This window comes from Rhodococcus sp. HM1 (assembly GCF_023218075.1).
GTDB lineage: Bacteria > Actinomycetota > Actinomycetes > Mycobacteriales > Mycobacteriaceae > Rhodococcus.
Map to the genome: position 1 here is coordinate 62,936 of NZ_JALPTB010000022.1, position 26,343 is coordinate 89,278.

The 26,343-nt window shown below is 69.4% G+C and carries 26 protein-coding genes and 2 tRNA genes; 15 read left to right on the forward strand and 13 right to left on the reverse strand.

Going from position 1 to position 26,343, the window contains the following annotated elements; genetic code table 11:
* The first annotated feature begins 30 nt into the window (after window positions 1-30).
* Both M1M07_RS13695 and M1M07_RS13700 read left to right on the forward strand, forming a co-directional pair.
* Window positions 31-104: transfer RNA gene (locus M1M07_RS13695), tRNA-Ile, on the forward strand.
* Between the two features lie 136 nt (window positions 105-240).
* Window positions 241-313 (forward strand) — tRNA-Ala (locus M1M07_RS13700).
* 86 nt (window positions 314-399) lie between these two features.
* Here the strand turns inward: M1M07_RS13700 and M1M07_RS13705 are convergent.
* Window positions 400-1,389 carry a pirin family protein gene (locus M1M07_RS13705; RefSeq protein WP_248674559.1) on the reverse strand — a complete coding sequence of 330 codons (990 nt, stop codon included), beginning with the start codon at window positions 1,387-1,389 and terminating at the stop codon, window positions 400-402.
* Between the two features lie 89 nt (window positions 1,390-1,478).
* On the opposite strand from M1M07_RS13705, the gene M1M07_RS13710 reads away from it, so the two are divergent.
* Together M1M07_RS13710 and M1M07_RS13715 are read left to right on the forward strand one after the other, a co-directional pair.
* On the forward strand, window positions 1,479-1,952 hold the full coding sequence (locus M1M07_RS13710; protein WP_248674560.1) for a carboxymuconolactone decarboxylase family protein: 474 nt from the start codon (window positions 1,479-1,481) through the stop codon (window positions 1,950-1,952).
* 2 nt (window positions 1,953-1,954) lie between these two features.
* The gene (locus M1M07_RS13715; protein WP_248674562.1) at window positions 1,955-2,869 is read left to right on the forward strand and encodes an LLM class flavin-dependent oxidoreductase; all 915 of its coding nucleotides are present in this window, start codon (window positions 1,955-1,957) and stop codon (window positions 2,867-2,869) included.
* Here the strand turns inward: M1M07_RS13715 and M1M07_RS13720 are convergent.
* From M1M07_RS13720 to M1M07_RS13730, 3 genes are read right to left on the reverse strand one after another with little or no spacing between them, the layout of a single operon-like run.
* Window positions 2,866-3,450 carry a TetR/AcrR family transcriptional regulator gene (locus tag M1M07_RS13720; protein ID WP_197257118.1) on the reverse strand — a complete coding sequence of 195 codons (585 nt, stop codon included), beginning with the start codon at window positions 3,448-3,450 and terminating at the stop codon, window positions 2,866-2,868. The genes M1M07_RS13715 and M1M07_RS13720 overlap by 4 nt on opposite strands.
* Window positions 3,451-3,476: 26 nt before the next feature.
* A complete protein-coding gene (locus tag M1M07_RS13725) occupies window positions 3,477-4,163 on the reverse strand; it encodes an ABC transporter ATP-binding protein (RefSeq protein WP_197257120.1) in 687 nt (228 codons plus the stop codon).
* A complete protein-coding gene (locus tag M1M07_RS13730; protein WP_248674564.1) occupies window positions 4,160-5,290 on the reverse strand; it encodes an FtsX-like permease family protein in 1,131 nt (376 codons plus the stop codon). The genes M1M07_RS13725 and M1M07_RS13730 overlap by 4 nt, the downstream gene beginning before the upstream one ends.
* A 135-nt stretch (window positions 5,291-5,425) precedes the next feature.
* On the opposite strand from M1M07_RS13730, the gene M1M07_RS13735 reads away from it, so the two are divergent.
* The 4 genes from M1M07_RS13735 to M1M07_RS13750 all read left to right on the forward strand — a co-directional run bounded on the left by M1M07_RS13735 (window position 5,426) and on the right by M1M07_RS13750 (window position 8,689).
* Window positions 5,426-5,920 (forward strand): hypothetical protein, encoded by a 495-nt coding sequence (locus M1M07_RS13735; protein ID WP_197257124.1) that lies wholly within the window; start codon window positions 5,426-5,428, stop codon window positions 5,918-5,920.
* An 81-nt stretch (window positions 5,921-6,001) separates the two neighbouring features.
* A complete protein-coding gene (locus tag M1M07_RS13740; RefSeq protein ID WP_197257126.1) occupies window positions 6,002-6,514 on the forward strand; it encodes a copper chaperone PCu(A)C in 513 nt (170 codons plus the stop codon).
* Complete coding sequence (locus M1M07_RS13745; protein WP_248674566.1) at window positions 6,507-7,685, forward strand: Dyp-type peroxidase; 1,179 nt, start codon at window positions 6,507-6,509, stop codon at window positions 7,683-7,685. Before M1M07_RS13740 ends, M1M07_RS13745 begins: the two co-directional genes overlap by 8 nt.
* Before the next feature lie 41 nt (window positions 7,686-7,726).
* Entirely contained in the window at window positions 7,727-8,689 is a 963-nt protein-coding gene (locus M1M07_RS13750; RefSeq protein ID WP_197257130.1) for a R2-like ligand-binding oxidase, read from the forward strand.
* Between the two features lie 25 nt (window positions 8,690-8,714).
* On the opposite strand, the gene M1M07_RS13755 is transcribed toward M1M07_RS13750, so the two are convergent.
* A complete protein-coding gene (locus tag M1M07_RS13755; protein ID WP_248674567.1) occupies window positions 8,715-9,827 on the reverse strand; it encodes a hypothetical protein in 1,113 nt (370 codons plus the stop codon).
* A 136-nt stretch (window positions 9,828-9,963) separates the two neighbouring features.
* Here M1M07_RS13755 and M1M07_RS13760 point away from each other — a divergent pair, with 136 nt between their 5' ends.
* Entirely contained in the window at window positions 9,964-11,607 is a 1,644-nt protein-coding gene (locus M1M07_RS13760; protein ID WP_248674569.1) for an alpha/beta-hydrolase family protein, read from the forward strand.
* Between the two features lie 140 nt (window positions 11,608-11,747).
* Window positions 11,748-13,043, forward strand: a complete 1,296-nt coding sequence (locus M1M07_RS13765; protein WP_197257134.1) for a lipase family protein — start codon at window positions 11,748-11,750, stop codon at window positions 13,041-13,043.
* A 59-nt stretch (window positions 13,044-13,102) separates the two neighbouring features.
* Here M1M07_RS13765 and M1M07_RS13770 read toward each other — a convergent pair whose 3' ends face one another.
* On the reverse strand, window positions 13,103-15,046 hold the full coding sequence (locus M1M07_RS13770; RefSeq protein ID WP_248674571.1) for an acyl-CoA dehydrogenase family protein: 1,944 nt from the start codon (window positions 15,044-15,046) through the stop codon (window positions 13,103-13,105).
* A 248-nt stretch (window positions 15,047-15,294) separates the two neighbouring features.
* Between M1M07_RS13770 and M1M07_RS13775 the strand changes: the two genes are divergently transcribed.
* Window positions 15,295-15,450 (forward strand): hypothetical protein, encoded by a 156-nt coding sequence (locus M1M07_RS13775; protein ID WP_197257138.1) that lies wholly within the window; start codon window positions 15,295-15,297, stop codon window positions 15,448-15,450.
* Between the two features lie 25 nt (window positions 15,451-15,475).
* Here M1M07_RS13775 and M1M07_RS13780 read toward each other — a convergent pair whose 3' ends face one another.
* Window positions 15,476-15,922 (reverse strand): hypothetical protein, encoded by a 447-nt coding sequence (locus M1M07_RS13780; protein ID WP_248674572.1) that lies wholly within the window; start codon window positions 15,920-15,922, stop codon window positions 15,476-15,478.
* A 120-nt stretch (window positions 15,923-16,042) separates the two neighbouring features.
* Here M1M07_RS13780 and M1M07_RS13785 point away from each other — a divergent pair, with 120 nt between their 5' ends.
* Together M1M07_RS13785 and M1M07_RS13790 are read left to right on the forward strand one after the other, a co-directional pair.
* On the forward strand, window positions 16,043-16,570 hold the full coding sequence (locus M1M07_RS13785; protein ID WP_307846616.1) for a peptidylprolyl isomerase: 528 nt from the start codon (window positions 16,043-16,045) through the stop codon (window positions 16,568-16,570).
* A gap of 11 nt (window positions 16,571-16,581) precedes the next feature.
* The gene (locus M1M07_RS13790) at window positions 16,582-17,508 is read left to right on the forward strand and encodes a rhomboid family intramembrane serine protease (protein ID WP_248674574.1); all 927 of its coding nucleotides are present in this window, start codon (window positions 16,582-16,584) and stop codon (window positions 17,506-17,508) included.
* A 1-nt stretch (window position 17,509) separates the two neighbouring features.
* Here M1M07_RS13790 and M1M07_RS13795 read toward each other — a convergent pair whose 3' ends face one another.
* Both M1M07_RS13795 and crgA read right to left on the reverse strand, forming a co-directional pair.
* Window positions 17,510-17,953: a PH domain-containing protein gene (locus M1M07_RS13795; RefSeq protein ID WP_197257144.1), complete on the reverse strand. Its 444-nt coding sequence runs from the start codon at window positions 17,951-17,953 to the stop codon at window positions 17,510-17,512.
* An 80-nt stretch (window positions 17,954-18,033) separates the two neighbouring features.
* Complete coding sequence (gene crgA / locus M1M07_RS13800; RefSeq protein WP_197257153.1) at window positions 18,034-18,297, reverse strand: cell division protein CrgA; 264 nt, start codon at window positions 18,295-18,297, stop codon at window positions 18,034-18,036.
* Window positions 18,298-18,398: 101 nt separating this feature from the next.
* On the opposite strand from crgA, the gene M1M07_RS13805 reads away from it, so the two are divergent.
* On the forward strand, window positions 18,399-19,124 hold the full coding sequence (locus tag M1M07_RS13805; RefSeq protein WP_248674575.1) for a DUF881 domain-containing protein: 726 nt from the start codon (window positions 18,399-18,401) through the stop codon (window positions 19,122-19,124).
* 21 nt (window positions 19,125-19,145) lie between these two features.
* Window positions 19,146-19,808 carry an aminodeoxychorismate/anthranilate synthase component II gene (locus M1M07_RS13810; protein ID WP_197257156.1) on the forward strand — a complete coding sequence of 221 codons (663 nt, stop codon included), beginning with the start codon at window positions 19,146-19,148 and terminating at the stop codon, window positions 19,806-19,808.
* Between the two features lie 85 nt (window positions 19,809-19,893).
* On the opposite strand, the gene pknB is transcribed toward M1M07_RS13810, so the two are convergent.
* Genes pknB through M1M07_RS13830 form a run of 4 tightly spaced genes read right to left on the reverse strand, consistent with a single transcriptional unit; the run spans window position 19,894 to window position 26,270 of the window.
* Window positions 19,894-21,795: a Stk1 family PASTA domain-containing Ser/Thr kinase gene (gene pknB / locus M1M07_RS13815; protein ID WP_197257158.1), complete on the reverse strand. Its 1,902-nt coding sequence runs from the start codon at window positions 21,793-21,795 to the stop codon at window positions 19,894-19,896.
* On the reverse strand, window positions 21,795-23,339 hold the full coding sequence (locus M1M07_RS13820; protein WP_248674576.1) for a serine/threonine-protein kinase: 1,545 nt from the start codon (window positions 23,337-23,339) through the stop codon (window positions 21,795-21,797). Before M1M07_RS13820 ends, pknB begins: the two co-directional genes overlap by 1 nt.
* 1 nt (window position 23,340) lies before the next feature.
* The gene (locus M1M07_RS13825; RefSeq protein WP_197257162.1) at window positions 23,341-24,825 is read right to left on the reverse strand and encodes a penicillin-binding protein 2; all 1,485 of its coding nucleotides are present in this window, start codon (window positions 24,823-24,825) and stop codon (window positions 23,341-23,343) included.
* A complete protein-coding gene (locus tag M1M07_RS13830) occupies window positions 24,822-26,270 on the reverse strand; it encodes an FtsW/RodA/SpoVE family cell cycle protein (protein ID WP_197257164.1) in 1,449 nt (482 codons plus the stop codon). The genes M1M07_RS13825 and M1M07_RS13830 overlap by 4 nt, the downstream gene beginning before the upstream one ends.
* Between the last annotated feature and the right edge of the window lie 73 nt (window positions 26,271-26,343).

Below are 26,343 nucleotides of genomic sequence, written 5' to 3' on the forward strand. Positions count from 1 at the left end.
TCGGTGGGGTAGTGTTCCGAATCGGTTCGAGGGCCTATAGCTCAGGCGGTTAGAGCGCTTCGCTGATAACGAAGAGGTCGGAGGTTCAAGTCCTCCTAGGCCCACTCCCCGTGCCGGAAGGGCAGCCAGCATGAAGGTTCTCGCATTCGTGGGAGCTGCAGTGCTGGTGGCCATCGGAATCGCTCGGATGCTTCGGAGCGAAGACGAATGGCACGAGGTCACCAGCCGCTGACGGCGGACGGGGCCTTAGCTCAGTTGGTAGAGCGCTGCCTTTGCAAGGCAGATGTCAGGAGTTCGAATCTCCTAGGCTCCACAATAGAAAACACAGTCTCCACAATCGAAGACACAGCAGAGGGCGCTTTCCCGGATCAGGGAAGGCGCCCTTTCTGCTTGTGGCCCCTACAGCGGATTCCGGCGCGGACGCAGCTGCGCGTTCGGCAACGCGGGCGCGGGCAGCCTCGCGACCTTCCCCTGATAACCCTCGACCCGGCCGAACCGATCGGATTCGCTCTCCCAGGCGTCGCGGAAACGGACGATCTCCTCGTGGCTGCGGCCCACGAAGTTCCACCACATGACGATCTCCTCGCCGAACGGGGTGCCGCCGAGCAGCACGACCCGGGCGGGGGAGTCGGTGAGGTTCGTGAGCGTCAGCGCCGTCAGGCCGGTGCCCACGTAGCCGAGCGTGCCGCGCGACAGCTCCGTGCGGGCGAGACGGACGGTGCCGGTGTCGACGAGGACACCGTGCTCGAAGGACGCGTCGACGTCGAGGTGCAGTTCGGCGTTCGCGTCGAGGGTGATCTCGGCGCCGAGCAGCGGCGTGAACGTCTCCACCGGCGACGTGCTGCCCGCGAGAGAGCCCAGGAAGACCTTCGCGGAACCGCCGTCGAGGTAGGTGGTCGCGGGCGCGTGGTGCTGGAAGTTGCGGGGTGCGTCGCGGGCGCTGTCCGGCAGCGCGACCCATAGCTGGACACCGTGCAGCGTCGTGGTGTCCGGGGTGGACACCTCGGAATGGCAGATGCCGTGGCCACCGGTCATCAGGTTGACCTCGCCGGGCCGGACGAACGCGTGCACGCCGTGGCTGTCGCGGTGCTCGATCTCGCCGGTGAACAGCCAGCTCACCGTCTGCAGTCCGGTGTGCGGGTGGGGTGCCACGTCCATGCCGCCCGTGGCGGCGACGTCGTCGGGACCGTAGTGGTCGGCGAAGCACCACGCGCCGATGAGGGAGCGTTGCCGCTGGGGGAGGGTCCGCCGGACCGGCATCGCGCGGGGACCGCCGAGCGGCACCTCGCGGGCGGTGAGGATCTCGACGTAGGGATGACCTGCCTCGTCGCGGGGACACGGGCCGGTCTCGCAGGTTGTCTCGACCGGATGGACGTCGGTGTTGCTCATGCTCAGAGCGTGCCACCGATCGCGTGCGCGCGGTCGGCCGATTCCGGAATCGGCCGGTCGCGTCGGCCCCGATGGCCGACAATTGTTCTGTGGCGAGCACCGAGCGCATCCCCATCGACAAGCAGACCCGTCCGGTGTACCGGGCACAGGTCGCCGTCGCGGTGGCGGTGCGGGACGCGGTGGCGCAGGCGGGTCTGGACCGCACGGTCGTCGAACTGGTGAACCTGCGGGTCTCGCAGATCAACGGGTGCGCCTACTGCCTGGACGTGCACACCCGCGAGGCGCTGAAGGACGGTGAGAAAGCGCAACGCATCGCGGTGCTGCGGGCGTGGCGGGACACCGACCTGTTCAGCGACGTCGAGCGGGCCGCGCTCGCGGTGGCGGAGGCGGTGACGGATCTGCCGTCGCCGGACGAGCAGGATCGTGTCTACGCGGAGGCTCGCAGGCACCTGACCGACGACCAGTTCTCGGCGATCGTGTGGGTCGCGATCGCGATGAATGCGTTCAACCGGGTGTCGATCGTCAGCCGGCACCGCGTCGATCCCGAGTCCTGGAAGTCCTGACCGTGCCGGACTACGGACACGAACTGCGATTCGGGGTATCCCTCACCCCGACCGCCGCCGATCCGGACGCCGTCGTCGAACTCGCACTCGTCGCGGAACGGGCAGGACTGGATCTGGTGACCGTCCAGGACCACCCCTACCAGCCGCGGTTCCTCGACACCTGGACGCTGTTGACCTGGATCGCGGCCCGCACGGAGTCGCTGATCCTGTCTCCGAACGTCGCGAACCTGCCGCTGCGCGGTCCGGTGATCCTGGCCCGCAGCGCGGCCTCGCTCGACCGGCTCAGCGGTGGGCGCGTCGAGCTGGGGCTGGGCGCCGGGGCGTTCTGGGACGCGGTCGCCGCGAACGGCGGGCCGCGGCGCAGTCCCCGGGAGTCGGTCGATGCGCTGGTCGAGGCGATCGCGGTGATCCGGACGTTGTGGTCCGACGACGCCGGGCCGGCGCGGCTCGACGGCACGTACTACCGGCTGGACGGTGCGAAGCGGGGGCCGCGCCCCGCCCACGAGCCGGAGATCTGGCTCGGGGCGTACGGGGACCGGATGCTGGCCGTCACCGGCCGGTACGCGGACGGCTGGCTGCCGAGTTCGTTCGCGGCGGCCCCGGACGCGCTCGGCGCGATGACCGCGAAGGTCGATGCGGCCGCGACCGAGGCCGAGCGTGATCCGGCGGCGATCCGGCGGCTCTACAACATCGCCGGGAGGTTCGACGACACCTCCGACGGGACGTTCCTGCACGGACCTGCGGAGGTGTGGGCCGAGCAGTTGGCGGAGCTGACGTTGCTCCACGGCACCAGCACGTTCCTCCTCGGTTCGGATACCGCTGCCGACCTCGAACGGTTCGCCGGAGAGGTTGCGCCGGCAGTGCGCGAGCGCGTCGGAAACGAACGCACTGTTTCACGTGAAACACGAAGTGATTAGAAGCTCGTGCGTTCCGATCCCAACGCGGCCAGGTTCCGGATGGTGTCCAGCACCTCGTCGAGGCTGCGGCCGGATTCGATCAGTTCGGTGCCCTTGTAGACGAGGGCGTTGATGAACTCCGCGGTGAGTTCCGGGTCGGGCCGCCCCTGCTCGCGCAACGCGTCGAGCAGGGGGAGGACCAGTTCCTGATGCAGCGCGTGCATCCGTTCGTTGGTGAACGCCTGCGGGGTGAAGGTCGCGAGGACACCGATGACGGCGTGCTCACCCTCCGCGACGAGCCGCAGGTTCACCTCGATGTAGGCGAGCACGCGTTCCGCGGGATCGTCGACGGTGTTCATCGCCGCGACGATCCTGGCGTTCCAGCGCGGGAACATGTCCTCGACGACGGCGCGCAACAGGTCGTCGCGGGACCCGAAGTAGTGGTAGACGCTGGACCGGGCCAGACCGGCCCGCACGGCCACGTCGGCGAGGGAGGGGACCCGGTCCGGGGCTTCCGCGAGCAGGTCGCGCGCGGCGTCGAGGAGGGCCCGCCGCTGCGCGGCGCGGTGCTCGACGACCGTCGCCGCGGAGATCTTCGGCACGGACCCTCCTCTCGTATCCCGGCGGGTCAGTCGTGTGGCCCGAGCCCGCCGTCGACCATCTCGAGGACCCGATCGCAGTGGTCGAGCACGTCGTGGTCGTGGGTGACCATGATCGTAGCGACCCCCGCCTCGTGGGTTTCACGGGCGAGCAGTTCGACGACCTCGTGGCTGCGTTTGCGGTCCAGCGCGGCCGTCGGTTCGTCGACGAGCAGCAGCGCCGGCCGGGCCATCAGCGCCCGTGCGATACCGACGCGCTGACGTTCGCCGCCCGACAACTGTCCCGGCCGGCGGTCGGCGCGGTGGCTCATGCCGACGGATGCGAGCAGTTCGTCGGGGTCGCGGCCCTCGCGTCCGGTGATCTTCTCGACGAGCCGGAGCTGGTCGCGGGCCGTGAGTGCCGGGATCAGGTTCCCGGACTGGAACACGAACCCGATGCGATCGCGGCGCAGCCGGGTGAGCTCACGTGGCTTCAGGTTCGTGATGTCGACGCCGTCGACGGTCACGGTTCCGGAGGTCGGTCGGGTGAGGCCGCCCGCGACCGCGAGGAGGCTGGACTTGCCGGCGCCGGACGGGCCGACGATCGCGACGAGTTCCCCGGCCGCGACCTCGAGGGTCACGTGGTCGAGTGCGTGCACGGTGCTGTCGCCGTCGCCGAAGCTCAGGCAGGTGTCGGTCAGGGCGAGCCCGGCGCGGGTGGAGGTGGCGGCGGTCAACGGTTTTCTCCCAGTGCGGTGAGGGGGTCGACGCGGGTGATGCGGACGACGGCGACGGCGGCTCCGACGAGGCCGAGCACGATGAGCAGCACCGCACCCTGCACGATCGGTCCGCTCTCGAGGGCGAACGGCATGCCGGAGCCGTCGAGGCCCGAACCGAGCCCGAGACCGATGAGCACACCGAGGGCGACGGAGGCGACGAGAACGACGACGGCCTGCAGCAGCCCGTCGCGCAGCAGGAAACCGGTGGACGCACCCATCGCGCGCAGCACCGACAGTTCGCGGCTGCGCTGCACGGTCCAGATGCTGAAGAACGCGCCGACGACGAGGGCGGAGATCGCGTACAGGAACGCCTTGATCATCGACATGGTCATCATCTCGGCGGAGTAACCCGGCGACGAGTCGAACGACTCCTCGAGCGTCTTGGACACGGTGCCCGCGGCGGCATCCCCGGCGGCGAGGTCGGGCAGACCACCGTCGACGCCCTGCAACGCGACGACGCTGGCCTCGCGGTAGATGTCCGGCTGCGGCTGCTCGCCGACCTTCACGCCGGCGTGGATCTCCTGCCACGTGGACAGCGGCACGTAGGCGACGTCGACGTGCCCGAAGGTGCGCTTGTCCGAGGTGAAGCCGACGACGGTCAGTTCGGTGCCGAGACGGTCGACGACGACCGTGTCACCGAGTTCGATGCCGGCGGCGCGTGCGCTGTCGCTGACGAGGATGTCGGTGGCCTGCTGGAGGGCGCGGCCCTCGGCGGCGGCCGGTTCGAGGAAGGAGCCGGGTTCGATGCCGAAGAGGGTGAGGTCGACGGGGATGCCGTCGCCGGTCTTGGCGTTGACGATCGCGTTGCCGAACAGGGCGGCCTCCGCGACGTCGGGCCGTTCCCGCCAGGCGGCGACCTGCTCGTCGGTAACGACGGAACGGGAGAACGCGGAGTCGGTCTTGGTGCCTTCGGCGAACGCGAACGCCTGTACGGGCGTGCGCTGCAGCGCGGAGACGCCGTCGGTGACCAGGCCGGAGGACAGGCCGGAGAGGATCACCATCAAGATCGAGATGAGTGCGACGACGGCACCCATCAGGAGGAATCGGGTGCGCGCGAACCACAGTTCGCGCAGGGTCAGGAACATGCTGGTCCTTCGCAGGCGAGGTCGGATGGGATGCGCCGGTTTGTCGACGTCTTGTCGCAATCATATCGACACTCTGTCGACAAGTTCCCGCGGACCACTACTACTGGCAGTCGTAGAAAGTCGTATCCTGTCGTCATGAGTACCGCCGAAGCCCTCGTCGCGCGCCTGCGCGGTGGGCTGACCGGCGCCGTTTCCGGAGCCGTGAGCATTGCGGCGCACGCACTCGGTGGCGGCGGTACTCCCTCCCAGAGCGCGGTCGCGCTGTTGATCGCGACGACGCTCGCCGTGGGTGTGGTGGCGGCCGGCACCCGGCTTCCCGTTGCGGCAATTCTCGTCGCCGGTCAGGTGCTCGGGCACCTCGTGCTCTCCCTCGACGCCGGCCACTTCCACGTTCCCGGACCCGCGATGATCGCCGGCCACGCCGTCGCGATCGCGGTGGCGGCACTGCTGGTCGTGGCCGCCGAACGCGGATGCCGGTTCGTGCTCGCCGCGCTGCGTCGCGTCGCGCCGACCCCGTTCGCGCCACTCCGCGTGCCCGGCGCAGTGCTCGTTGCTCCCCGGCCGCCGGTCCTGCGCGGTCTTCGCCGGTCCGCCGGCATCGTCCCGCGCGGCCCACCCGTCACGGTCTGACACCGATTCCTTTCCTTTCACGATCGCCCGCATGAGGCGATCGCGCGCCCGCGTGCGCACAGACCTGTACGGGAGACCCCCATGAAGAAGACCAAGTTCCTCGCGTTCGCCGCGATCGCAGCGGCGGCGCTCGCCGCCGCCGGGTGCGGATCCGAGGACCCCGCGACCGCGGCCGACTCGATCGTCGTGTCGTCGGCGTGGACCAAGGCCGCCGAGAGCGGAATGACCGGTGCGTTCGCCGAACTGGAGAACACCGGCGACCATGCCGTCCAGATCGTGTCCGTCTCGAGTCCGGTCTCGAGTCGGACCGAACTACACGAGATGGCTCCCGCCGCCGACGGCGCGATGGCGATGCGCGAGATGGACGGCGGGCTGACCGTCGCCGCCGGCAGCCGGCACAGCCTCGCTCCCGGCGGCGATCACCTGATGCTGATGGATCTGATCGAGCCCGTCACGCCCGGAACCGACATCGAGTTCACGTTGACCTTCAGCGACGGTTCGTCGATCGATTTCACCTCGCAGGTCCGCGATTTCGCCGGGGCGCGCGAGAACTACGTGCCGAACGCCGAGGAGGGGGCGAACCACGGTGGCTGAGCTCACCCGGCGGCGCCTGCTCGGGGGCGGCGCCGCCGCGCTCGGCGTGGTCGGGCTGGGCGCCGCCGGAATCGGCCGCGTCACGGCCCGTGACGAGGACCCGGGCATCGTCGGGTTCCACGGCACCCACCAGGCCGGTATCGAGACCGAACCGCAGGCGTTCGCGTCGTTCGTGGCGCTGGACCTGCTGCCCGGCACCGATCGGCGCGCGCTCGTCGGCGTGCTGAAGGTCTGGGCGCAGGACGCGTACCGGCTCACCACCGGCACCGGGGGCCTCGGCGACACCGAACCCGAACTCGCGCAGGACCCGGCGAACCTGACCGTCACGGTCGGATTCGGCCCCGGGGTGTTCGGTCCCGCGGTGTTCGCTTCCGGCGACGCGGAGAAGGTTCGGCCCGAATGGCTGCGACCGTTGCCCGCGTTCGGCATCGACCGGCTCGAAGACCGTTGGAGCGGAGGCGATCTGATGCTCCAGGTGTGCGCCGACGATCCCGTCACGGTCGCGCACGCGGTGCGCACGCTGACCCGGACGGTGCGCTCGCAGGTGTCGGTGCGGTGGGTGCAGCGCGGTTTCCGGCACGTCCCCGGCACCCGCCCCGAGGGTGCGAGCATGCGCAACCTCATGGGCCAGGTCGACGGCACCGTCAATCCCGCCGCGGGCAGCACGGAATTCGAAGGCCGGGTGTGGAATCCGGGGTCGCCACCGTGGCTGGCCGGCGGTTCCTCGCTGGTGTTGCGGCGCATCCGCATGGAACTCGACACCTGGGACGAATTGGACCGTCCGGCAAGGGAACTCACGGTGGGGCGCACGCTGTCGAACGGGGCGCCGCTCACCGGCACGGCCGAGCACGACGATCCCGATTTCGACGCGGTCGACCGGTACGGCATCCCGGTGATCCCACCGGAATCGCACATGGCGCGGGCACGGCCGCGCAGCGCGGACGAGCAGTTCCTGCGGCGCGGCTACAACTACGACGACGCCGACGGCGCGGGCCTGCTCTTCGCGGCCTACCAGGCCGACGTCGACCGTCAGTTCGTGCCGGTGCAGAAGCGTCTGGCGGACCACGACGCGCTGAACCCGTGGATCACCCCGATCGGTTCGGCGGTGTTCGCGATCCCACCCGGGTTCGCCGCCGGCGGCTATCCCGGCGAGACGCTGTTCGAGGGCTGAAAACGCAGGTCGGGGTGGTGATACGGGGTTAGCCTGGACGGGTGACCGAGGTATCACCGCGGCGAGACGGATTCGCGTCGCTGCGGGAAGGCGGACTGAACTGGGACGCCTTCCCGCTGCGCCTGTTCGCGAAGGGCAACGCCAAGTTCTGGGATCCCCTCGACCTGGATTTCTCGCAGGACGTCGCGGACTGGGCGGACCTGAACAGCGAACAGAAACGCAGCGCCTCCTATCTGGTGACGCACTTCGCGGCGGGGGAGGAGGCCGTCACCCAGGACATCCAGCCGTTCCTGCGCGCGATGGCCGCCGAGAACCGGCTCGGCGACGAGATGTACCTGACGCAGTTCTGTTTCGAGGAGGCCAAGCACACCCAGGTGTTCCGGCTGTGGATGGACGCGGTGGGACTGACCGGCGATCTGCTGCCGTACGTCGCGGAGAACCCGCACTACCGCGCGCTGTTCTACGAGGAACTCCCCGATTCCCTGCGGATTCTCGAACACGATCCCAGCCCGGCGAACCAGGTGCGCGCGAGCGTCACCTACAACCACGTCATCGAGGGCAGCCTCGCCCTCACCGGTTACTACGCGTGGCAGAAGGTGTGCACGACCCGCGGGATCCTGCCCGGCATGCAGGAGCTGGTGCGGCGGATCGGCGACGACGAGCGCCGCCACATGGCGTGGGGAACGTTCACGTGCCGCCGGCACGTCGCCGCCGACGACGCGAATTGGGATGTGGTGCAACAACGTATGGGGGAGTTGCTCCCGCACGCGCTCGGGGTGATCCAGTGGATCAACGATCAGTTCGAGGAACAGCCGTTCGGGTTGGACCCCGACGAGTTCGTGGCGTACGCGGCGGACCGCGCCCAGCGTCGGCTCGGTGCGATCGAGTCCGCGCGCGGCCGTCCCGTCGAGGAGATCGACCTGGACTACACGCCCGAGGCGCTCGAGGAGAAGTTCGGCGAAGAGGACGCCGCCGAGCTCGCGTCGCTCACCGACGACGCCTGACCCGGCGTCTCACAGGCAACGGGTCTCACAGGAGCAACACGAGCAGGGGCACCGCGACCAGCGCGACCCCGGCGACGATCGGGATCAGCGGCTTGCGCGACCGCTTCTCGGTCTCGTCGTTTTCGGTCGTGTCCGGTTCGCGGTCGTCCTCGTCGTCCGGCTCGACGGCGAGCAACCGCGCCGCGACGACGTCGTTCTTCCCGGCCCCGAGCATCTCCTGTGCCCGGATGCGCGCGAGTCCACCGGTCAGCACGTCCGTCTCGTCGTACGACGGCGGAAGCCCGATGCGGGCACGCTTCGTCTCGCGGGCCGGCACGAAACCGGCGGCCAGAATCGCCGCACCCAGCGCGGCAGTCTGCTCCGGGCCCGGACCGACGAGGGTGCGGACCATCAGCTTCGTCGCGATGCTGTTCGCGATCTCCTGGATGTACGAGCGGTCGCGGGCGACGATCCCGTCACCCATCACGACGACCGCGTCGAGATTCGGCGGCAGCCACCCGAACGAGCCGAGCGCGGTCGCGAGCTGCGAGGCGGGTGACGGTGCGCCCTTCGTCGGTATCCGGAACGCCTTGCCCGCCGGTACCCCGGATCGCACCAGCGTCACCGTCGAACCGGCGTCGTCGATGTGGAAGACACCGATGAGCTGACCGGGGGTCTCGGAAATCTCGGAGGCATACCAGGTCGCGGCACCCTGGGCGTCCGAGGCCAGGTCCACGTGCCGCAGATCCGCGTAGTCGAGGGCCGCGCGCAGCGACGCGACCGCATCGGAATCCCAGTGGGAAGGGTAGGTCGCGGTGTAGCCGGGCTCGGATCCGTCGTCGGCGCCCCCGAACTTCGGCAGCGGTTCGGTCTCGTTCAGCAGGCACTGGATCGCGGTCGCCATCGCGTCCTCCGCCCGGTACACGCGACCGTCGCTGGCGGTGACACCCGCGGGGTCGCCGACCCGGGCGAGGAACCCGGCGAGGGTGCGTGCTTCGTTGCCGGAGGAGTAGGAGCCGAGGGTGGTGGTGCCGTCCTCGTCGATGTGCAGGACCGTGTCCCGGGCGATCACCACGGGATCCTGGGTGCCCGGTTCGTTGGACGCGACCACTGCGGTGGACACGACTCTGCCGATCCGGAGCCCGACCCCGATTGCCATGACAGCCCTCTCGCCTCGCAGGTAACGAACCGCCTACATCTTGCTACCGAAACCGCTCATCCGGGCCCATACCGGACAGTAGCCGTGTACGGCGTGTCGATACGTACCGGACGGTTTCGCCCCTACACTCCCGAGGATGAGTGCCCCCACACGAGCCCGGGCCTTCGCGCGCTCGTTCCACCCGGTCGGTCTCGCGTTCGCACTGTTGTTCTTCGTGTGGTCGATGACCCCGTCCCTTCTACCGCGCACCTGGTATCTGCAGGGCGTCGCGACGGGAATCGGCGTGGCGACCGGGTACGGCATCGGCTGCCTGATCGCGTGGGCACTGCGGCGCTGCGGTGTGCACCCGGACTGGTCGCCGAAAACGCGCCGCATCGGCTGGTGGGTGCTCGCGGCCGTGGCGGTCGTGGTGGTTCCGACCTTCCTGATTCTCGGTTCGTGGTGGCAGCAGATCGTCCGCGACCTCGTGACCATGGAGCGGGTCGAACGGTCCCTCTACCTGCCGGTTCTGCTGATCGCCCTGGTGGTGGCGTTGCTGCTGCTGGCAATCGGGCGGGGCCTGCGGGCGGGGACGAACAAGCTCGCGCGGTTCGTCGACCGCTACACGCCGGCGCCGGTCGCGCGGGTGACCGCGCTCGTGGTCGTCGTGGCATTGCTCGTCGTGCTCGTCAACGGTGCGCTGTACCGGGGGATTCTCGGCGCTGCGGAGGAGGCGTCCGCGGTCGCGGACACCGGCACCGAGGAGGGTGTGGAGCAGCCGGCCGCGCCGGAACGTTCCGGGTCGCCGGAATCCGCGGAGGCGTGGGACACCCTCGGCCGGGAGGGGCGCACGTTCGTCGCCGGCGGACCGTCGGCCGCGCAGATCGAGGCCGTGACGGGACGGCCCGCCCGGGAACCGATCCGCGTGTACGCGGGCCGGGTCTCGGCGGACACGATCGAGGGCATCGCCGAGCGAGTTGTCGCCGAGCTGAAGCGAACCGGCGGATTCGACCGGAAGGCGCTCGCCGTCGTGACCACGACCGGTCGCGGCTGGGTCAACGGCAGCGTCGCCGACTCCTTCGAGTACCTCAACGGCGGGGATTCGGCGATCGCGGCGATGCAGTACTCGTACCTGCCGAGCCCGCTCGCGTTCATCGCCGACCGCGAGTCGCCGATGGAGGCCGGGCGGGCACTGTTCGAGGCCGTCTACGAGGTGTGGCTGAGTCTTCCGGAGGATGCCCGGCCGAAGCTCGTGGTCTTCGGCGAGAGTCTCGGGTCGTACGGCGGGCAGTCCGCGTTCGCGTCCGGTTCCGACCTGGTCGCGCGGACCGACGGCGCGTTGTTCGTCGGCACCCCCAACTTCTCGCAACCGTGGGGGCGGATCACCGAGCAGCGGGATCCGGGTTCGCCCGAACGTCTGCCGATCGTCGACGAGGGTCGGAACATTCGCTTCGCGTCGAGCCCGGACGACGTGAATCTGCCTGAGCCGTGGGAACTTCCGCGGATCGTGTTCTGGCAGCACGGCAGTGATCCGATCACCTGGTGGTCGTTCGATCTGCTGCTGCACAAGCCCGACTGGCTGCGCGAACCCCTCGGGCCCGATGTGGATCCGGGGATGCGCTGGATGCCGTTCGTGACGTTCTGGCAGGTGACCCTGGACATGGTGTTCTCGGCCGAGGTGCCCGACGGTTACGGGCATTCCTACGGCCCGGAGGCCGCGGATCTGTGGTCGGACATCCTCGACCCCGACGGGTGGACGGAGGCCGACATCGAGGCGGTGCGCGCCGCGCTGAAGGGCTGACCTGCGGATTCGTCGAGCGGTGCGCCGCAGAGGTTGGACCTTACGCATGGGTAAGTTACGTGTTACAGTCCGTACCGCTTGTGCGATGGGGCACACGCATCCCGCTTTCGAATGCAGGACACAGAACATCTGGGGGAAGTATGGCGATCGGCAGGGTCGGACGCTGGTTCTCCGCGGCGGTGACCTCCGCCGCGGTGGCGGGGAGCGTGCTCGCGGCTCCCGCAATCGCCAATGCCGAGGGCGATTTCTACCTACCGCCGAGCCCGCTGTCCGCCGGCAACCCGGGCGACGTATTGCGCAGCGAGCCTTCGGATCTCGCGATCCGCGTGCCCACTACGAACGGCGTGTTCCCCGCCCAGGGCACCCGCCTGCTGTACCGCAGCCACGACGCCAACGGGGTTCCCAACGCGGTCGGCGGCACCTACCTCGAGCCGTCCACCCCCTGGTCCGGTCCGGGTGAGCGACCGCTGGTCGTGCTCGCCCCCGGCACCCAGGGCCAGGGCGATCGCTGCGCGCCGTCGAAGGCCCTGAACTACCTGGTGGACTACAACCCGCCGCTGGATCTGTTCACAGAGTACGAACTGATTTCCATCAACGCGATGCTGCTGCAGGGCATCGCCGTGGTCGTCACCGACTACGACGGTCTGGGTACCCCGGGACACCACACCTACGTCAACCGCCTCGCCGAAGGCCACGCGGTACTCGACGCGGCGCGCGCCGCCCAGCAACTGCCGGGCACGTCCATCCCCGACGACGGCCCGGTCGGCATCTTCGGTTACTCGCAGGGTGGCGGTGCCGCCGCGGCGGCCGCCGAACTCGCTCCGAGCTACGCCCCCGAACTCGACCTGCAGGGCGTCTACGCGGGTGCTCCGCCGGCCGATCTCGCCGCAACCCTGGCCCAGATCGACGGCACCGCGCTGACCGGCGTGATCGGCTACACGATCAACGGCCTGCAGGACGCGTACCCGGAGATCTCCGACGAGATCGACGCCGAGATCAACGACTACGGCCGCGAGATGCTGGCCCAGGTCGCGAACGAGTGCGTCCCCGAAACGATCTTCCGCCACGGTTTCCAGCGCACGAGCGACTACACCCGGACCGGTGAACCGCTCTCCGTCGTCCTCGAGCGCCTGCCCAAGGCGCGGGCCATCGTCGACGAGCAGCGCATCGGCCGCCTGAAGCCGCAGGTCCCGGTGCTGCTGCAGCACGGCACCCAGGACGACGCCGTGCCCTTCGGTCAGGGCCGTCAGCTCGCACTGGACTGGTGTGCCCAGGGCGCGACCGTCCAGTTCTCGCAGAACCTGACCCCGCCGATCCTGCCGGGCTTCGTCGTCAACCACCTGTCGCCGATGCTCGTCGGCATGCCCGAGTCGGTCTCGTACCTGCTCGACCGGTTCAACGGCGTGCCGGCACCGTCGAACTGCGGCGGGTTCTGACCTGCTGACGAACGGCCCGCACTCTCTTCGAGTGCGGGCCGTTCGCCGTTGCGGGGGATCTACTGGGTTCGATGCCGCGTCTCGGTGAAGTGGCGTGCCAGGTTCTCCTCGGTCGACGGTCCCGGCGCCCATGCCGCGATCCACGGCCCGGTGCCCTCGCTCGGATCGAGCACGCCGTGCTCGAGCCACGCGTAGCGGCCCTCGAGAATGCTGCTGGTCAGGCGCAGGTCGGCGTCGTCGGTGTTCGTCCACAACTCGTCGAAGAGCTTGTCGACGCGCAGCCGGGCCTGACGGCAGAACACGTCCGCCAGCTCGAAGGCACCCGCCGAATCCGGGTGGCCGTCGGCCCGCTGCCGTTCGGCCCTCACACAGGACGCCGCCATCGCGAACAGTTCGGCGCCGATGTCGACGATCCGGCCGAGGAAGTTCTGCCGCTTCTCGAGACCGGCCTGCCACCGGGCCATTCCGTAGAACGTGGAGCGGGCGAGCTTGCGGGAGTTGCGCTCGATGTACCGCAGATGGGGCGCGAGCTGCCCGAACTCGGAGAACGAGGTGGGCAACTGGCCCTTGCCCGTGACGAGCTTGGGCAGCCACTTCGCGTAGAAGCCGCTGGCCTTCGCCGCGGCCTTGGCCTTCTCCTCGAGATTCGCCTTCGGGTCGGCGAGCTCGCCCGCCGCCTTCAGGTGCGCGTCCACGGCCTCGCGGGCGATGAGCAGCCGCATGATCTCGCTGGAGCCTTCGAAGATCCGGTTGATGCGCAGGTCCCGAATCAGCTGCTCCGCCGGGACCGCCCGTTCACCCCGTGCTGCCAGCGACGCGGCCGTCTCGTAGCCGCGACCACCGCGGATCTGGACGAGTTCGTCGGCGATCCGGCAGGCGATCTCGCTGGACCACAGCTTCGCCAGAGCCGCCTCGATCCGGATGTCGTTGCGGTTCTCGTCGCACATCTGCCCGGACAGCTCGACCATGGACTCGAGCGCGTAGGTGGAGGCGGCGATGTAGGAGATCTTCGCGGCGACCGCGGCGTGATCGCCGACCGGCCGGCCCCACTGCACCCGGGTCGCGGACCATTCGCGGGCGATCTTCAGCGACCACTTGCCGGCCCCCGCGCACATCGCGGGGATCGCGAGGCGTCCCGCGTTCAGCGTGGTCAGGGCGATCTTCAGCCCGTCGCCTTCGCGGCCGATCAGGTTCTCCTTCGGAACCCGCACCCGGTGCATGCGGGTCACCCCGTTCTCGATACCCCGCAGACCCATGAACGAGTTACGGCGTTCGACGGTGATGCCCGGCGAGTCCGCTTCGACGACGAACGCGGAGATGCCGCCGCGGTGACCCTCGCTGCGCGGCACCCGGGCCATCACGACGAGCAGTTCGGCGACGACGCCGTTGGTGGTCCACAGTTTCACGCCGTCGAGTTCGTACGCAGAGCCGTCCTCGACCGGGGTCGCGGTCGACGCGAGCCGGGCGGGGTCCGAGCCCACGTCCGGTTCGGTGAGCAGGAACGCCGAGATCGCGCCGCGCGCGCAGCGCGGCAGGAACGCCTGCTTCTGTTCGGGGGTACCGGCCAGTTTCAGCGGTTCCGGAACGCCGATCGACTGGTGCGCCGACAGCAGCGCCCCGAGGCTGGGGTGCACGGACGCGATCAGCATCAGGGCACGGTTGTAGGCCACCTGCGACAGTCCGAGCCCGCCGTACTCCGGCGAGATCTTCATGCCGAAGCAGCCCAGTTCGGTCAGCCCGGCGACGTACTCGTCGGGGATTCGCGCATCGCGTTCGATGCGGGCACCGTCCATCTCGAGGCAGAACCGGCGCAGTTTCGCCAGGAATTCCTCGGTGCGGGCGTCCTCGTCGGGTGTGGGACGGGGAAACGGGTGGACGAGGTCGAGGGTGAGTCGGCCGAGGAACAGTTCCTTGGCGAACGAGGGTTTCTCCCACCCGGATTCGCGGGCCTCCTCGGCCACCGCCCGGGCTTGTTCTTCACTGATCTGAATGGGTTCTGACATCGCGGGCCTCCACGATCGGGTTGCTACTGGCCAGTATCCACGCCGATGTGAGGTAAAACACACGATCCGGAATATCGGTACCGACCGGTAACCTGAGGTCGTTGTGGCATGTGAACGGAATCACGTCCGCTGAGTGGATGTGAGCCTGCCGGGCGGCCGGTGGGTCCGTACTCTTGATCATGTCGACGTTGACACCCCCGACCGTCCCCCTTCCCCCGGTGATCCCGGGTCGCCGACGGAGTCGTCACATGGAAATCCTTGCCGCAGTACCGATCCTGTTCGTGCTCCTCGCAGTGGTCTACGCCCTGTCCTGCTACATCGTCGACCGTCAGATCCGCGTCGCCGCCCGCGAGATCGACCGGCAGGCAGCAAACGACGACCCGGCCACCTGTACCACCGGGTGACCGGGCCGTCGTTCCGAACTCGAAATCAGTCGGTGCCCTCCGACACCGTGCCCTCGGACACCGGCCGAGCCTGATCGACGCGCGGCGGCTCCGGCGCCACCGGCGGATGCTCGTAACGCCGCGCCCGGAAGAACACGACACCGCCGGCCACGACCGCACCGACGGCGCCGGCCACGACCAAAGCCTTGCGACCGCGGCCGGTGCGGGTGCCGTCGGTCGACGCCAACGCCACCACCCCGGCAGGAGAAGTACGACGCGTGCGACTCAGCACCGTCTTCGCAAGGTCCGCCGACCTGCGGGCCACGAGCCTTCCCGCACTCAGGGAACCGTACGCGAGCGCGAGCGCACCCTGACCCACCACCTGCAGTGCACCACCGAGGCTGGTCGATTCCTTCAGCGGATTCACGAGCAGCGGACGTGCGAGCGCGGTGTGGGATCCACCATGGCTTCCGGACTCTTTCGAACGCGTCATCGTTCCACTGTGACACAAGGTGCGACACAAGTTGCGACGGCACAACGAGGCCCGGCACGGGCGCGGCGCGCACTTCGGGCACTCCTCCCGCGCGAGATGTCCGGATGGCACGATGGAGAAGTGACTTCACCTCTTCAGACCGCCACCGCCACGCTGCACACCAACCGCGGCGACATCGTGATCTCGCTGTTCGGCAATCACGCTCCCAAGACCGTCGAGAACTTCGTCGGCCTGGCGCAGGGCACCAAGGAATACAAGACGCAGAACGCCAAGGGCGAGACCAGCGGTCCGTTCTACGACGGCGCGGTCTTCCACCGTGTCATCGACGGCTTCATGATCCAGGGCGGCGACCCGACCGGTACCGGCCGCGGCGGCCCGGGTTACCAGTTCGGCGACGAGTTCCACCCCGAGCTGCAGTTCGACCGTCCGTACCTGCTCGCCATGGCGAACGCCGGTCCGGGCACCAACGGCTCGCAGTTCTTCATCACCGTCGACCGCACGCCGCACCTCAACCGTCGCCACACCATCTTCGGTGAGGTCGTCGACGAGGCCTCGCGCAAGGTCGTCGACGCGATTGCGACGACCGCGACCGACCGGGCCGACCGCCCGCTCGACGCCGTCGTCATCGAAAGCATCACCATCGCCTGAGAAGGAACTCCATGACGAACCCCGGCTGGGGCCCGGCGGCCGAAGGGGGCGGCCGGACGCCCCAGCCGCGGTGCGTTCGCCATCCCGACCGTCCGACCCTGCTCTCCTGCACCCGCTGCGGCAGGCCTGCCTGCCCCGACTGCCTGCGCGACGCGTCGGTCGGACAACAGTGTGTGGACTGCGTCGCCGCAGCCCGTAGCGCCACCCCGCAGGCCCGCACCGTCGCCGGTGCCCCCGTGCGCAACGCGCATCCGACGCCGCTGGTCACCTACATCCTCATCGGACTGAACGTCCTGGTCTTCGCGATCACGGCCGCGCAGTCGTCGAGCGTGATGAACAACCAGCTGCGGTCCGGCCTGTTCCGCGACCTCGCGTTGTGGCCGCCGATGATCGCGGGCAACGACGAATACCTGCGGCTGCTCGGCAGCGGTTTCCTGCACTTCGGCCCGATCCACCTCGCGGTCAACATGTTCGCCCTGTGGGTGATCGGCCGCGACACCGAGATCGTGCTCGGTCGCTCCCGCTACCTCGCCGTGTACCTGCTGTCGTTGCTCGGCGGCTCCGCGGCGGTCGTGCTGATGCAGACCGATGCGGTCACCGCCGGCGCGTCCGGCGCCGTGTTCGGGCTCATGGGCGCGCAGGCCGTCATCCTGCTGCGGTTGCGGCGCAGCCCCGCGCCGGTGCTCACCGTCGTCGCCCTCAACGTGTTCATCAGCATCACCATCCCCGGCATCTCCCTGTGGGGACATCTCGGCGGCCTGGTGATCGGTGCCGCGGCGACCGCGGCGTTCCTCTACGGTCCGCAGGCTCTCGGCGCCGGAACCGACCGTGATCGCGTCGTCCGTACCGGCTGGATCGCGCTCGTCGCGGTCGCCGTCGCGGTCGTGCTGGTCATCGTGCTCGGGGTGCTGCGGCTGCGGTCTCAGCTGGGGCTGTGATTCAGCTCGGGCTCTGATCGGGCGCCAGGTCGCGCAGCACGAGCGCGTCGTACACGTCCCGCGGGTCGGCTCCGAGATCCCAGCGGCCGAAGATCATGAGGCGTTCGGTGCCGTCGGGATCGCGGGCGTCGATCTCGAGCATCGGCACCCGCCGGCCGAACCGCGGATACTCGACGATCCGCACCCGGGTCAGCGTCTCGCGGGGAAACACGCGGCGTCCGGTCAGTCGCGTGCAGGCCAGCCCGGAACCGTGCTCGGTCACCGCGAGCCGCGGCCGCTGCCGGACGGCGAGCGCGGCGGTCGCCAGGACGAGCAGCGCGGCCGCCCCCGCGAGGAAACGCCCCGCCGGGTCCGCGGTGAACACCGCGGCCGACGCGAGCACCCCGCCGCCGACGACGAGTGCGGCGACCGCGACGGGCGGTGTCGACCACTGCGGATCGCTCACCGCCGGGTCCCCGTATGTACGGATGCACTGCTAGTGCACAGGTTTCTCCACAGCTGGGGATGAATCACAATTGTGTAATCTCAGCGCCACTTCATGGTCATGATCAGCCCAACGACCATGAGACCGAATCCGATGAGGAAGTTGTACGCGCCCAGATCGTTCATCCACGAGATCTGTTCGGCGGCCAGGTAGTAGACGACCAGCCACAGCAGGCCCAGGATCATCAGCCCCAGCATCACCGCGACGTACACGGTGCTGGACGGCCCGGCCTTGACCTTGACGGGAGTGCGGCTCACCGACTTGAGCGGCTGATCGCTCTTCTTCCGGACCTTCGACTTGGGCATGATGTCCTCGCTCGTGCGGAACCGCCCGCGTGGCGGGCAGAGTAGGTTGGGCAGCTACGTTTCCAGTACACGCTAACGCAGACCGGCGAGGGGAGGCTCGGGTGCCCGACGGGCGGATACGCACGCTGGCCTGGGGTTCCGCGGTCCTGGCCGTGTCCCTGGTCGCCGGATTGCTGCTCGGTACCACTCGCGGCGTCTCCGACGGCGACGAACTGCGCGCCTCCGACTCCACCCGCCTGTCCGATCTCGTCCGGGCCGCGCAGTTGCAGGTCGACGAGCTCGGCGAACTGCGTGACGATCTCGCCGACCGCGTCGCCGCCCTGCAGAACCAGGCCGCGGCCACCGACGGCGACGTCGCGGAGGTGCTGTCCGAGGCGGACGCCCTCGCGGATCCGGCGGGACTGACCGCCCGCCGGGGGCCGGGAATCACCGTCACCCTCACCGACGCACCGCGCGGACCCGACGGCCGCTATCCGACCGACGCCGCACCCGACGACCTGGTGGTCCACCAGCAGGACGTGCAGAGTGTGCTCAACGCCCTGTGGGCGGGCGGTGCCGAGGCGATCGCGATGCAGGACCAGCGGATCGTCGCGACGTCGGCGCCGCGCTGCATCGGCAACACGCTGCTGCTGCACGGTCGCACCTATTCCCCGCCGTACGTGATCACCGCGCTCGGCGACCGCGCGCGGCTCGAGGCAGCACTCGCCGCGGAACCGGGCATCAACGTGTACAAGCAGTACGCGGCGCGGTTCGGGCTGGGGTACACGCAGCAGGCGTCGGACGATCTGACCGTCCCTGCCTACACCGGCAGCGCGACCGTTCGCTGACCGGTCGGTACGCTTCCTCCCATGCGCATTCTCGTGGTCGACAACTACGACAGCTTCGTGTTCAACCTGGTCCAGTATCTGGGGCAGCTCGGGACGCGAGCGGACGTCTGGCGCAACGACGACGAACGCCTCACCGCGCCCGGCGCCCTCACGGCCGCCGCGAAGGACTACGACGGCATCCTGCTGAGCCCCGGCCCGGGCACCCCGGAACGGGCGGGAGCGAGCATCGACCTCGTGAAGGCGTGCGCGGACACCGAAACGCCGCTGCTCGGGGTGTGCCTGGGGCACCAGTCCATCGGGGTCGCGTTCGGCGCGACCGTCGACCGGGCCCCCGAACTGCTGCACGGCAAGACCAGCCTGGTGCACCACAACGGCACCGGGGTCCTCGCGGGCCTGCCCGATCCGTTCACCGCGACCCGCTACCACTCGCTGACGGTGCTGCCGGAGACGATGCCGGCCGAGCTGGAACCGACCGGACACACCGAATCCGGTGTGGTGATGGCGTTGCGGCACACCCGGCTGCCGATCCACGGTGTCCAGTTCCACCCGGAGTCGGTGCTCACGCAGGGCGGTCACCGGATGCTCGCCAACTGGCTGGCGGTGTGCGGACAGGCCCCGGAAGAGGAGCTCGTCGCGCAGCTCGAAGCCGAGATGGCCCGTGCTCTCGACGGTGGAGCGGCCTGACCGGACGGAACCGTCCCGGAACGAACGAAGGGGCTCGGGCATCACGCCCGAGCCCCTGCTCGTTCAAAGCTGCTACCGGATAGCGTTACCGGATTCCCAGGGCCCCGACCCCGACCGTGATGGTCTCGGTCTTGGAGATCTCCGAGCCCGGAGGCTGCTGCTGGGTGATGACCATGCCGACCAGTTCCGGGGCGAGCGTCGCCTCACGGGTCTGCTGCAGCTGTGAGGCCGAGCCCGTCCAGCCCGCGGCCCGCAGCGCGGCCAGCGCCTCGGACACCGACCGGTTCGTGATCACCGGCATCTCGACGCGGTCGCCGTTGGACACCTGGATCGTGACGGTCTGGCCCTTCGTGGCGCTGGCGCCGCCCGCCGGACTGGTCGAGACGACGGTGCCCTCGGCCTGACCGGATTCGACCTGCTCCACCACGACGGTGAAGCCTGCGCTCTCGATGTTCTCCCGCGCGACGTCCAGGGTCTGGCCGGCCACGTTCGGTACCCGGACCTGCTCCGGGCCGGAACCCAGGGTGATGGTGACGGCGCTGTCGCGGTCGACGCTGCTGCCGGACGACGGCTCCTGCTTGACGATCGTGTCGACCTGCGCCTCCGTGGAGGGTGCCTTCAGCACGTTCGTGTCGAGCCGGAGCCCGACGTCGGCGAGTGCCTCCGCAGCCTCCTGCCGGCTCATCCCGCTCAGCCTCGGGACCTCGACCTGCTCGGGCCCGCTGGACACCTCCAGCGTCACCGTCGAGTTCTCCTCGACCTGCGAGCCGGCGACCGGGCGGGTGTTGATGACGTTGCCGGTCGCGACCACCGCGTCCGGTTTCGGCTGTACGGCCACGCGGAAACCCGCGTCCTGGAGCTGGGCCTCGGCGACCTGCTGCGCGAGATTTCGCACGTCGGGCACCGCAACCTGAGCCGCGGACGATCCGGGCCCCAGCGACCACAGGAACACCCCGACGATGCCGACGACGACCGCCGCGGCCACACCCAGCAGGATGCGTTTGGCGACCGCGCCGCCGCCACCGGAACCACCCGACGAAGCCGCCCCGGCCGGTGCCGCGCTGTCCCGGTAGTTCGAGCCGGTGTCGACGGCACCGAGGAAGGTGGTGCGTTCGTCGTCGGTCATCACCATCGGTGCGCTGGGCCGCTGCCCGCTGAGCACCCGGATCAGGTCGCTGCGCATTTCGGCGGCGCTCTGGTACCGGTTGGCGGGGTTCTTCGCCATGGCCTTCAGGATCACCGAATCCAGTTCCGGCGGCACCGCGGCATTCACCGACGACGGCAGCGGCGGATCTTCCCGCACGTGCTGGTAGGCCACCGCGACCGGCGAATCACCCTTGAAGGGAGGTTCGCCGGTGAGAATCTCGAAGAGCACGCAGCCCACCGAGTAGACGTCGGAGCGGGCGTCGACCTGCTCGCCCCGCGCCTGTTCCGGCGACAGGTACTGGGCGGTGCCGATCACCGCGGCCGTCTGCGTCATCGGGCTCGCCGCGTCCGAGATGGCGCGGGCGATGCCGAAGTCCATGACCTTCACGGCGCCGGCCTTGTTGATCATGACGTTCGCGGGCTTGACGTCGCGGTGCACGATCATGTTGCGGTGGCTGAAGTCCAGGGCCGCGCAGACATCGGCGATGATCTCCATCGCCCGCTTCGGCGCCATCGGACCCGTGCCCCGCACGATGTCGCGCAGCGTCTCGCCCTCGACGAACTCCATGACGATGTACGGCAGCGGGCCGGTCTCGGTCTCGGCCTCACCGGTGTCGTAGACGGCGACGATCGCCGGGTGGTTCAGGGCCGCCGCGTTCTGCGCTTCCCGGCGGAACCGCAGGTAGAACGTGGGGTCGCGGGCGAGGTCGGCGCGCAGGACCTTGATCGCCACGTCGCGACCGAGCCGGAGATCGCGAGCCAGGTGAACCTCGGACATACCACCGAAGCCGAGGATCTCACCCAGCTCGTAGCGGGAGGAGAGCTTGCGCGGTGTGGTCATCACGTTCCTGTTTCCGGCTCGGTGTTCGAATTCGTATTGTCGTTGGCCCCGGGTTCGACTTCCCCGCCACCGTTCTCACCCCCGGTACCGCCACCGCCGGCCGGTGCGGTCGTGGTGGTGGTCGTGGTCGTCGTGGCGGTGGTGGTCGTGGTCGTTGTCGTCGTCGGTTCCGGAGTCGTGGTGGTCGGTTCCGGAGTCGTGGTGATCGGCGGGGTCGTGGTCGGCGGCGGCGGTGTGGTGGTCGGCGGGATCGTCGTCACCGGTGGTGGCACCGGGATCGTCGGCTCCTCGGTCGTCGTGGTCACCGGTGGCCGCGTCGTGGTGGTCGTCGGCCGGGGCGTCGTGGTGATCTGCGTCGTCGGCGACGGACCGGGCACCGGTTCGTCCGAGCCGGCCCGGTCGAACAACACGACGCCGAGCGCGATCGCCGCGAGCGCGAGCGCGATACCCGCGGCCCACAGCAGCACCTTCGAGGAGCGGCCGCCCGCGGAGTCGCCGATCGGGGGCTGCGTGCCCGTCGCAGGATTCGGTCCCGTGTACGGGGTCTGCGGCGGCGGGGTCGCCCCCGAATACACGTCGCCGGTGTAGGCCTGCGGCGGCGTCGTCATGGCCCGGGTAGCCGTGGTGGGCGGCGCCGTGCCCGGCACCCCGGGCGGCAGCACCCGGTTGGCGTTGGTGATCGGCGGCACGTTCCCGGGCGGCGGCACGGGACGGCCCGCGCGGACCGCCGCGATCGCGTCGGCGAACTCGCCGCCGCTGGAATAGCGGTGCGCAGGGTCCTTCGCCATGCCGATCTCGATGACCTCGCGCACGCCGGCCGGCAGATCCGTAGGCAGCGGCGCGGGCACCTCCTGCACGTGCTTCATCGCGACGGTGACGACGCTGTCGCCGAGGAACGGCCGCCGGCCCGACAGGGCCTCGTAGCCGACGACGGCCAGCGAATACACGTCGCTCGCGGAGGTCGCCTCCTGACCGAGAGCCTGCTCCGGCGAAATGTACTGGGCGGTGCCCATCACCATGCCGGTACGCGTCACCGGGGACGCGTCGACGGCCTTCGCGATACCGAAGTCGGTGATCTTGACCTGGCCGGTCGGCGTGATGAGGATGTTGCCCGGCTTCACGTCGCGGTGCACGACACCGCCGTTGTGCGCGGCCTGCAGCGCCCGGCCGGTCTGCTCGAGCATGTCGAGGCTGTGCCCCAGCGACAGGCGGCCGACGCGCGCGAGCACTGCGTTGAGCGGTTCCCCGTGCACCAGCTCCATCACCAGGTAGGCGATCGACTGGCCTTCGGCGTCGCGGATCTCGCCGTAGTCGAACACCCCGGCGATACCGGGATGGTTGAGCTGGGCGGTGGTGCGGGCCTCGAACCGGAAGCGGGTCAGGAAGTCGGGGTCGTCCGACAGTTCCGCCTTGAGGATCTTCACCGCGACCCGGCGGTCGAGCCGCGTGTCGAGTCCTTCCCACACCTGGCCCATGCCGCCGGTCGCGATGAGCCGTTGCAGTCGGTAGCGGTCGGCGATCATGGCGCCGCTGTTCACAGCCATGTCAGCCTCCCTGCAATCCGGCCGAGATGACGGCCCGTCCGATGGGCGCGGCCACGGAGCCGCCGGTGGCCGCGAGCGCCCGGTCGCCGCCGTCCTCCACGATCACCGCTACCGCAACCGTGGGCTGCTGCGCGGGCGCAAAGGCGATATACCACGTGTGCGGCGGAGTGTTACGGGGGTCGCTGCCGTGCTCGGCCGTGCCGGTCTTGGACGCGATCTGGACGCCGGGGATCTTGCCCGCGCCGCCCGCGAAGTTCTCGGCGCCGATCATCAGGTCCGTGAGGGTCGCGGCGACCTCCGGGGCGATCGCCTGGCCGGCCGACTCTGGCACCGTTTCGGCGAGAACCGACAGGTCAGGGGACTGCAACTGCTCCACCAGGTACGGCTTCATGCGCACCCCACCGTTCGCGACGGTCGCGGCGATCACCGCGTTCTCCAGCGGAGTCAGGGCCACGTCGCGCTGCCCGATGCTGGACTGTCCGAGTGCCGCACCGTCCGGAATCGGACCGATTGTGCTTTCTGCCACAGACAGCGGAATCGACATGTCCTCGCCGATTCCGAGCGCCTCGGCCTGCGCCGCGAGAGCCTCCCTGCCGGTGTTGATTCCCATCTCGACGAACGCGGTGTTGCACGAGCGGGCGAACGCCTCGCGCAGCGTCGCGGTCGGTTCGGAACCGCACGTCGAACCGGCGTAGTTCTCGAGTGTCGTTGTCGTGTCCGGAAGCGTGATGTTCGGGGCGGCGGTGAACCGGTCCTCCGGGCTCACCCCGTTCGCGAGGGCAGCGGCGGTGACCACGACCTTGAACGTCGAACCCGGCGGGTAGGTCTGCGACACCGCGCGGTTGAGCATCGGCTTGTCCGGGTCGGCGTTGAGTTCGTCCCAGGCGGCGCTGGTGGCGGCCCCGTCGTGCCCGGACAGCCGGTTCGGGTCGTAACTCGGTGTGCTCACCATCGCCAGAATCTTGCCGGTACTCGGTTCGATCGCGACGACCGCACCCGTGTAACCCTTGGCGGTCAGTTCGTCGTAGGCGACCTGCTGCATCATCGGGTCGATGGTGCTGACGACGTTCCCGCCGCGCGGGTCGCGTCCCGACACCAGGTCGAAGAAGCGGCGCCCGAACAGCCGGCTGTCCGACCCGTTGAGGACGGCGTCCTCGGACCGTTCCAGGCCGGTGCTGCCGTACTGCATCGAGTAGAAGCCGGTGACCGGTGCGTACGCGAGCGGGCTCATCGGCTGCTCCGGGGTGGCCGGATAGGTGCGCAGGTACTTGTAGCGGCTGTCGGTGGGCACCGACACCGCCAGCACCTGCCCGCTCGCGGAGATCTGGCCGCGCTGGCGGGAGTACTCGTCGATCAGCACCCGCGAGTTCCGCGGATCGGTGCGCAGATCGTCGGCCTTGATCACCTGCACGTACGTGGCGTTGGCGAGGAGAGCGGCGACCAGGAACATCACGGCCATCGCGACCTTGCGGAGAGGACCGTTCATTCGCGCCCCATCATCTCCGTCTGCGCGTCCGCGATCGGGGGCGCAGGCTTCTTGCGGGGGAGGACGGGTTCGCGGGCCGAGTGCGAGATCTTCATCAACAACGCCAGCAGTAGATAGTTCGCGAGCAGCGACGATCCGCCGTAGGAGACGAACGGGGTGGTCAGGCCCGTCAGCGGAATCAGCTTGGTGACACCGCCGACGACCACGAAGAGCTGGATCGCGAGGGTGAACGACAAGCCTGCGGCGAGCAGTTTACCGAAGCTGTCGCGCACCGCCAGCGCAGTGCGCAGCCCCCGCACGATCAGGACGAGGAACAGCAGCAGGATCGCGGCCAGGCCGATGAGGCCCAGTTCCTCACCGATCGCCGCGACGATGAAGTCGGTCTTCGCGAACGGCACCTGAGCGGGCCGGCCGCTGCCCAGGCCGGTGCCGCCGACACCGCCGGTCGCCATGCCGAACAGCGACTGCGAGATCTGGTAGCCGGTGTTCGCGTAGTCGGCGAACGGGTCGAGCCAGGTCTGCACCCGCACCCGCACGTGCCCGAACATCTGGTAGGCGAAGAAGAAGCCGACGGCGAGCAGACCGAAGCCGATGAGCAGCCAGCCCACCCGTTCGGTGGCGATGTAGAGCATCACCAGCACCGTCGTGAAGAGCAGCAGCGAGGTGCCCAGATCCTTCTCGAACACCATGACGCCGATCGACAGGATCCACGCGGCGAGGATCGGGCCGAGGTCGCGGGCGCGCGGGAAATCCATGCCGAGGAAGTGCTTGCCGGCGGTCGTGAACAGGTCACGTTTCGCGACGAGCACCGACGCGAAGAAGATGATCAGCAGGATCTTCGAGAACTCGCCGGGCTGGATGCTGAAACCGGGCAGCCGGATCCAGATCTTCGCGCCGTTGACCTCGGACAGGCTCGACGGCAGCAGCGCCGGGATGGCCAGCGCGACCAGGCCGATCAGGCCGAGGGTGTAGCTGTAGCGGGCGAGCAGCCGGTAGTCGTGCAGCAGCACCAGCACCGCGACGAACCCGGCGATGGCCAGCGCGGTCCACAGGACCTGCTGGTTCGCGTCGGGCGACGGGATGGGATTGCCCATGAACCGGGCGTTCTCCGCGTCGGCGAGGTCCAGGCGGTGGATCAGGACCAGGCCGAGCCCGTTGAGCAGCGCCACGATCGGCAGCAGCAGCGGGTCGGCGTACGTCGCGAATCGACGCACCGCCAGATGCGCGACGAGGAACAGCGCGGCGTACGTCAGCCCGTACTTGGCGAGGTCCCAGGTGAGAGCCTGTTCCTGGCTGGCCTCGACGAGCATCAGCGACACCAGCGTGATGCCGATCGCGGCGAGAATCAGCAGGAGTTCGGTGTTGCGGCGGGTGGACTGCAGTGGCGCAGGGGCAAATCCACCCGGTGGGCTCGGGAAAGCCCCCGCGACGTGAGACACCGACATCAGGCTCCCACCCTGCAGTTCTGGCCCGGTACCTGCGGTACGGCCGGGGTCGGGGAGGGTGTCTGCTCCGGAG

Bases quoted from the DNA above. Each gene is read 5' to 3' on its own strand.
- M1M07_RS13705 (WP_248674559.1), bottom strand. From the start codon at position 1,389: ATGAGCAACACCGACGTCCATCCGGTCGAGACAACCTGCGAGACCGGC.
- M1M07_RS13730 (WP_248674564.1), bottom strand. From the start codon at position 5,290: ATGTTCCTGACCCTGCGCGAACTGTGGTTCGCGCGCACCCGATTCCTC.
- M1M07_RS13735 (WP_197257124.1), top strand. From the start codon at position 5,426: ATGAGTACCGCCGAAGCCCTCGTCGCGCGCCTGCGCGGTGGGCTGACC.
- M1M07_RS13740 (WP_197257126.1), top strand. From the start codon at position 6,002: ATGAAGAAGACCAAGTTCCTCGCGTTCGCCGCGATCGCAGCGGCGGCG.
- M1M07_RS13755 (WP_248674567.1), bottom strand. From the start codon at position 9,827: ATGGCAATCGGGGTCGGGCTCCGGATCGGCAGAGTCGTGTCCACCGCA.
- M1M07_RS13760 (WP_248674569.1), top strand. From the start codon at position 9,964: ATGAGTGCCCCCACACGAGCCCGGGCCTTCGCGCGCTCGTTCCACCCG.
- M1M07_RS13765 (WP_197257134.1), top strand. From the start codon at position 11,748: ATGGCGATCGGCAGGGTCGGACGCTGGTTCTCCGCGGCGGTGACCTCC.
- M1M07_RS13770 (WP_248674571.1), bottom strand. From the start codon at position 15,046: ATGTCAGAACCCATTCAGATCAGTGAAGAACAAGCCCGGGCGGTGGCC.
- M1M07_RS13775 (WP_197257138.1), top strand. From the start codon at position 15,295: ATGGAAATCCTTGCCGCAGTACCGATCCTGTTCGTGCTCCTCGCAGTG.
- M1M07_RS13780 (WP_248674572.1), bottom strand. From the start codon at position 15,922: ATGACGCGTTCGAAAGAGTCCGGAAGCCATGGTGGATCCCACACCGCG.
- M1M07_RS13790 (WP_248674574.1), top strand. From the start codon at position 16,582: ATGACGAACCCCGGCTGGGGCCCGGCGGCCGAAGGGGGCGGCCGGACG.
- crgA (WP_197257153.1), bottom strand. From the start codon at position 18,297: ATGCCCAAGTCGAAGGTCCGGAAGAAGAGCGATCAGCCGCTCAAGTCG.
- M1M07_RS13810 (WP_197257156.1), top strand. From the start codon at position 19,146: ATGCGCATTCTCGTGGTCGACAACTACGACAGCTTCGTGTTCAACCTG.
- pknB (WP_197257158.1), bottom strand. From the start codon at position 21,795: ATGACCACACCGCGCAAGCTCTCCTCCCGCTACGAGCTGGGTGAGATC.
- M1M07_RS13820 (WP_248674576.1), bottom strand. From the start codon at position 23,339: ATGGCTGTGAACAGCGGCGCCATGATCGCCGACCGCTACCGACTGCAA.
- M1M07_RS13825 (WP_197257162.1), bottom strand. From the start codon at position 24,825: ATGAACGGTCCTCTCCGCAAGGTCGCGATGGCCGTGATGTTCCTGGTC.
- M1M07_RS13830 (WP_197257164.1), bottom strand. From the start codon at position 26,270: ATGTCGGTGTCTCACGTCGCGGGGGCTTTCCCGAGCCCACCGGGTGGA.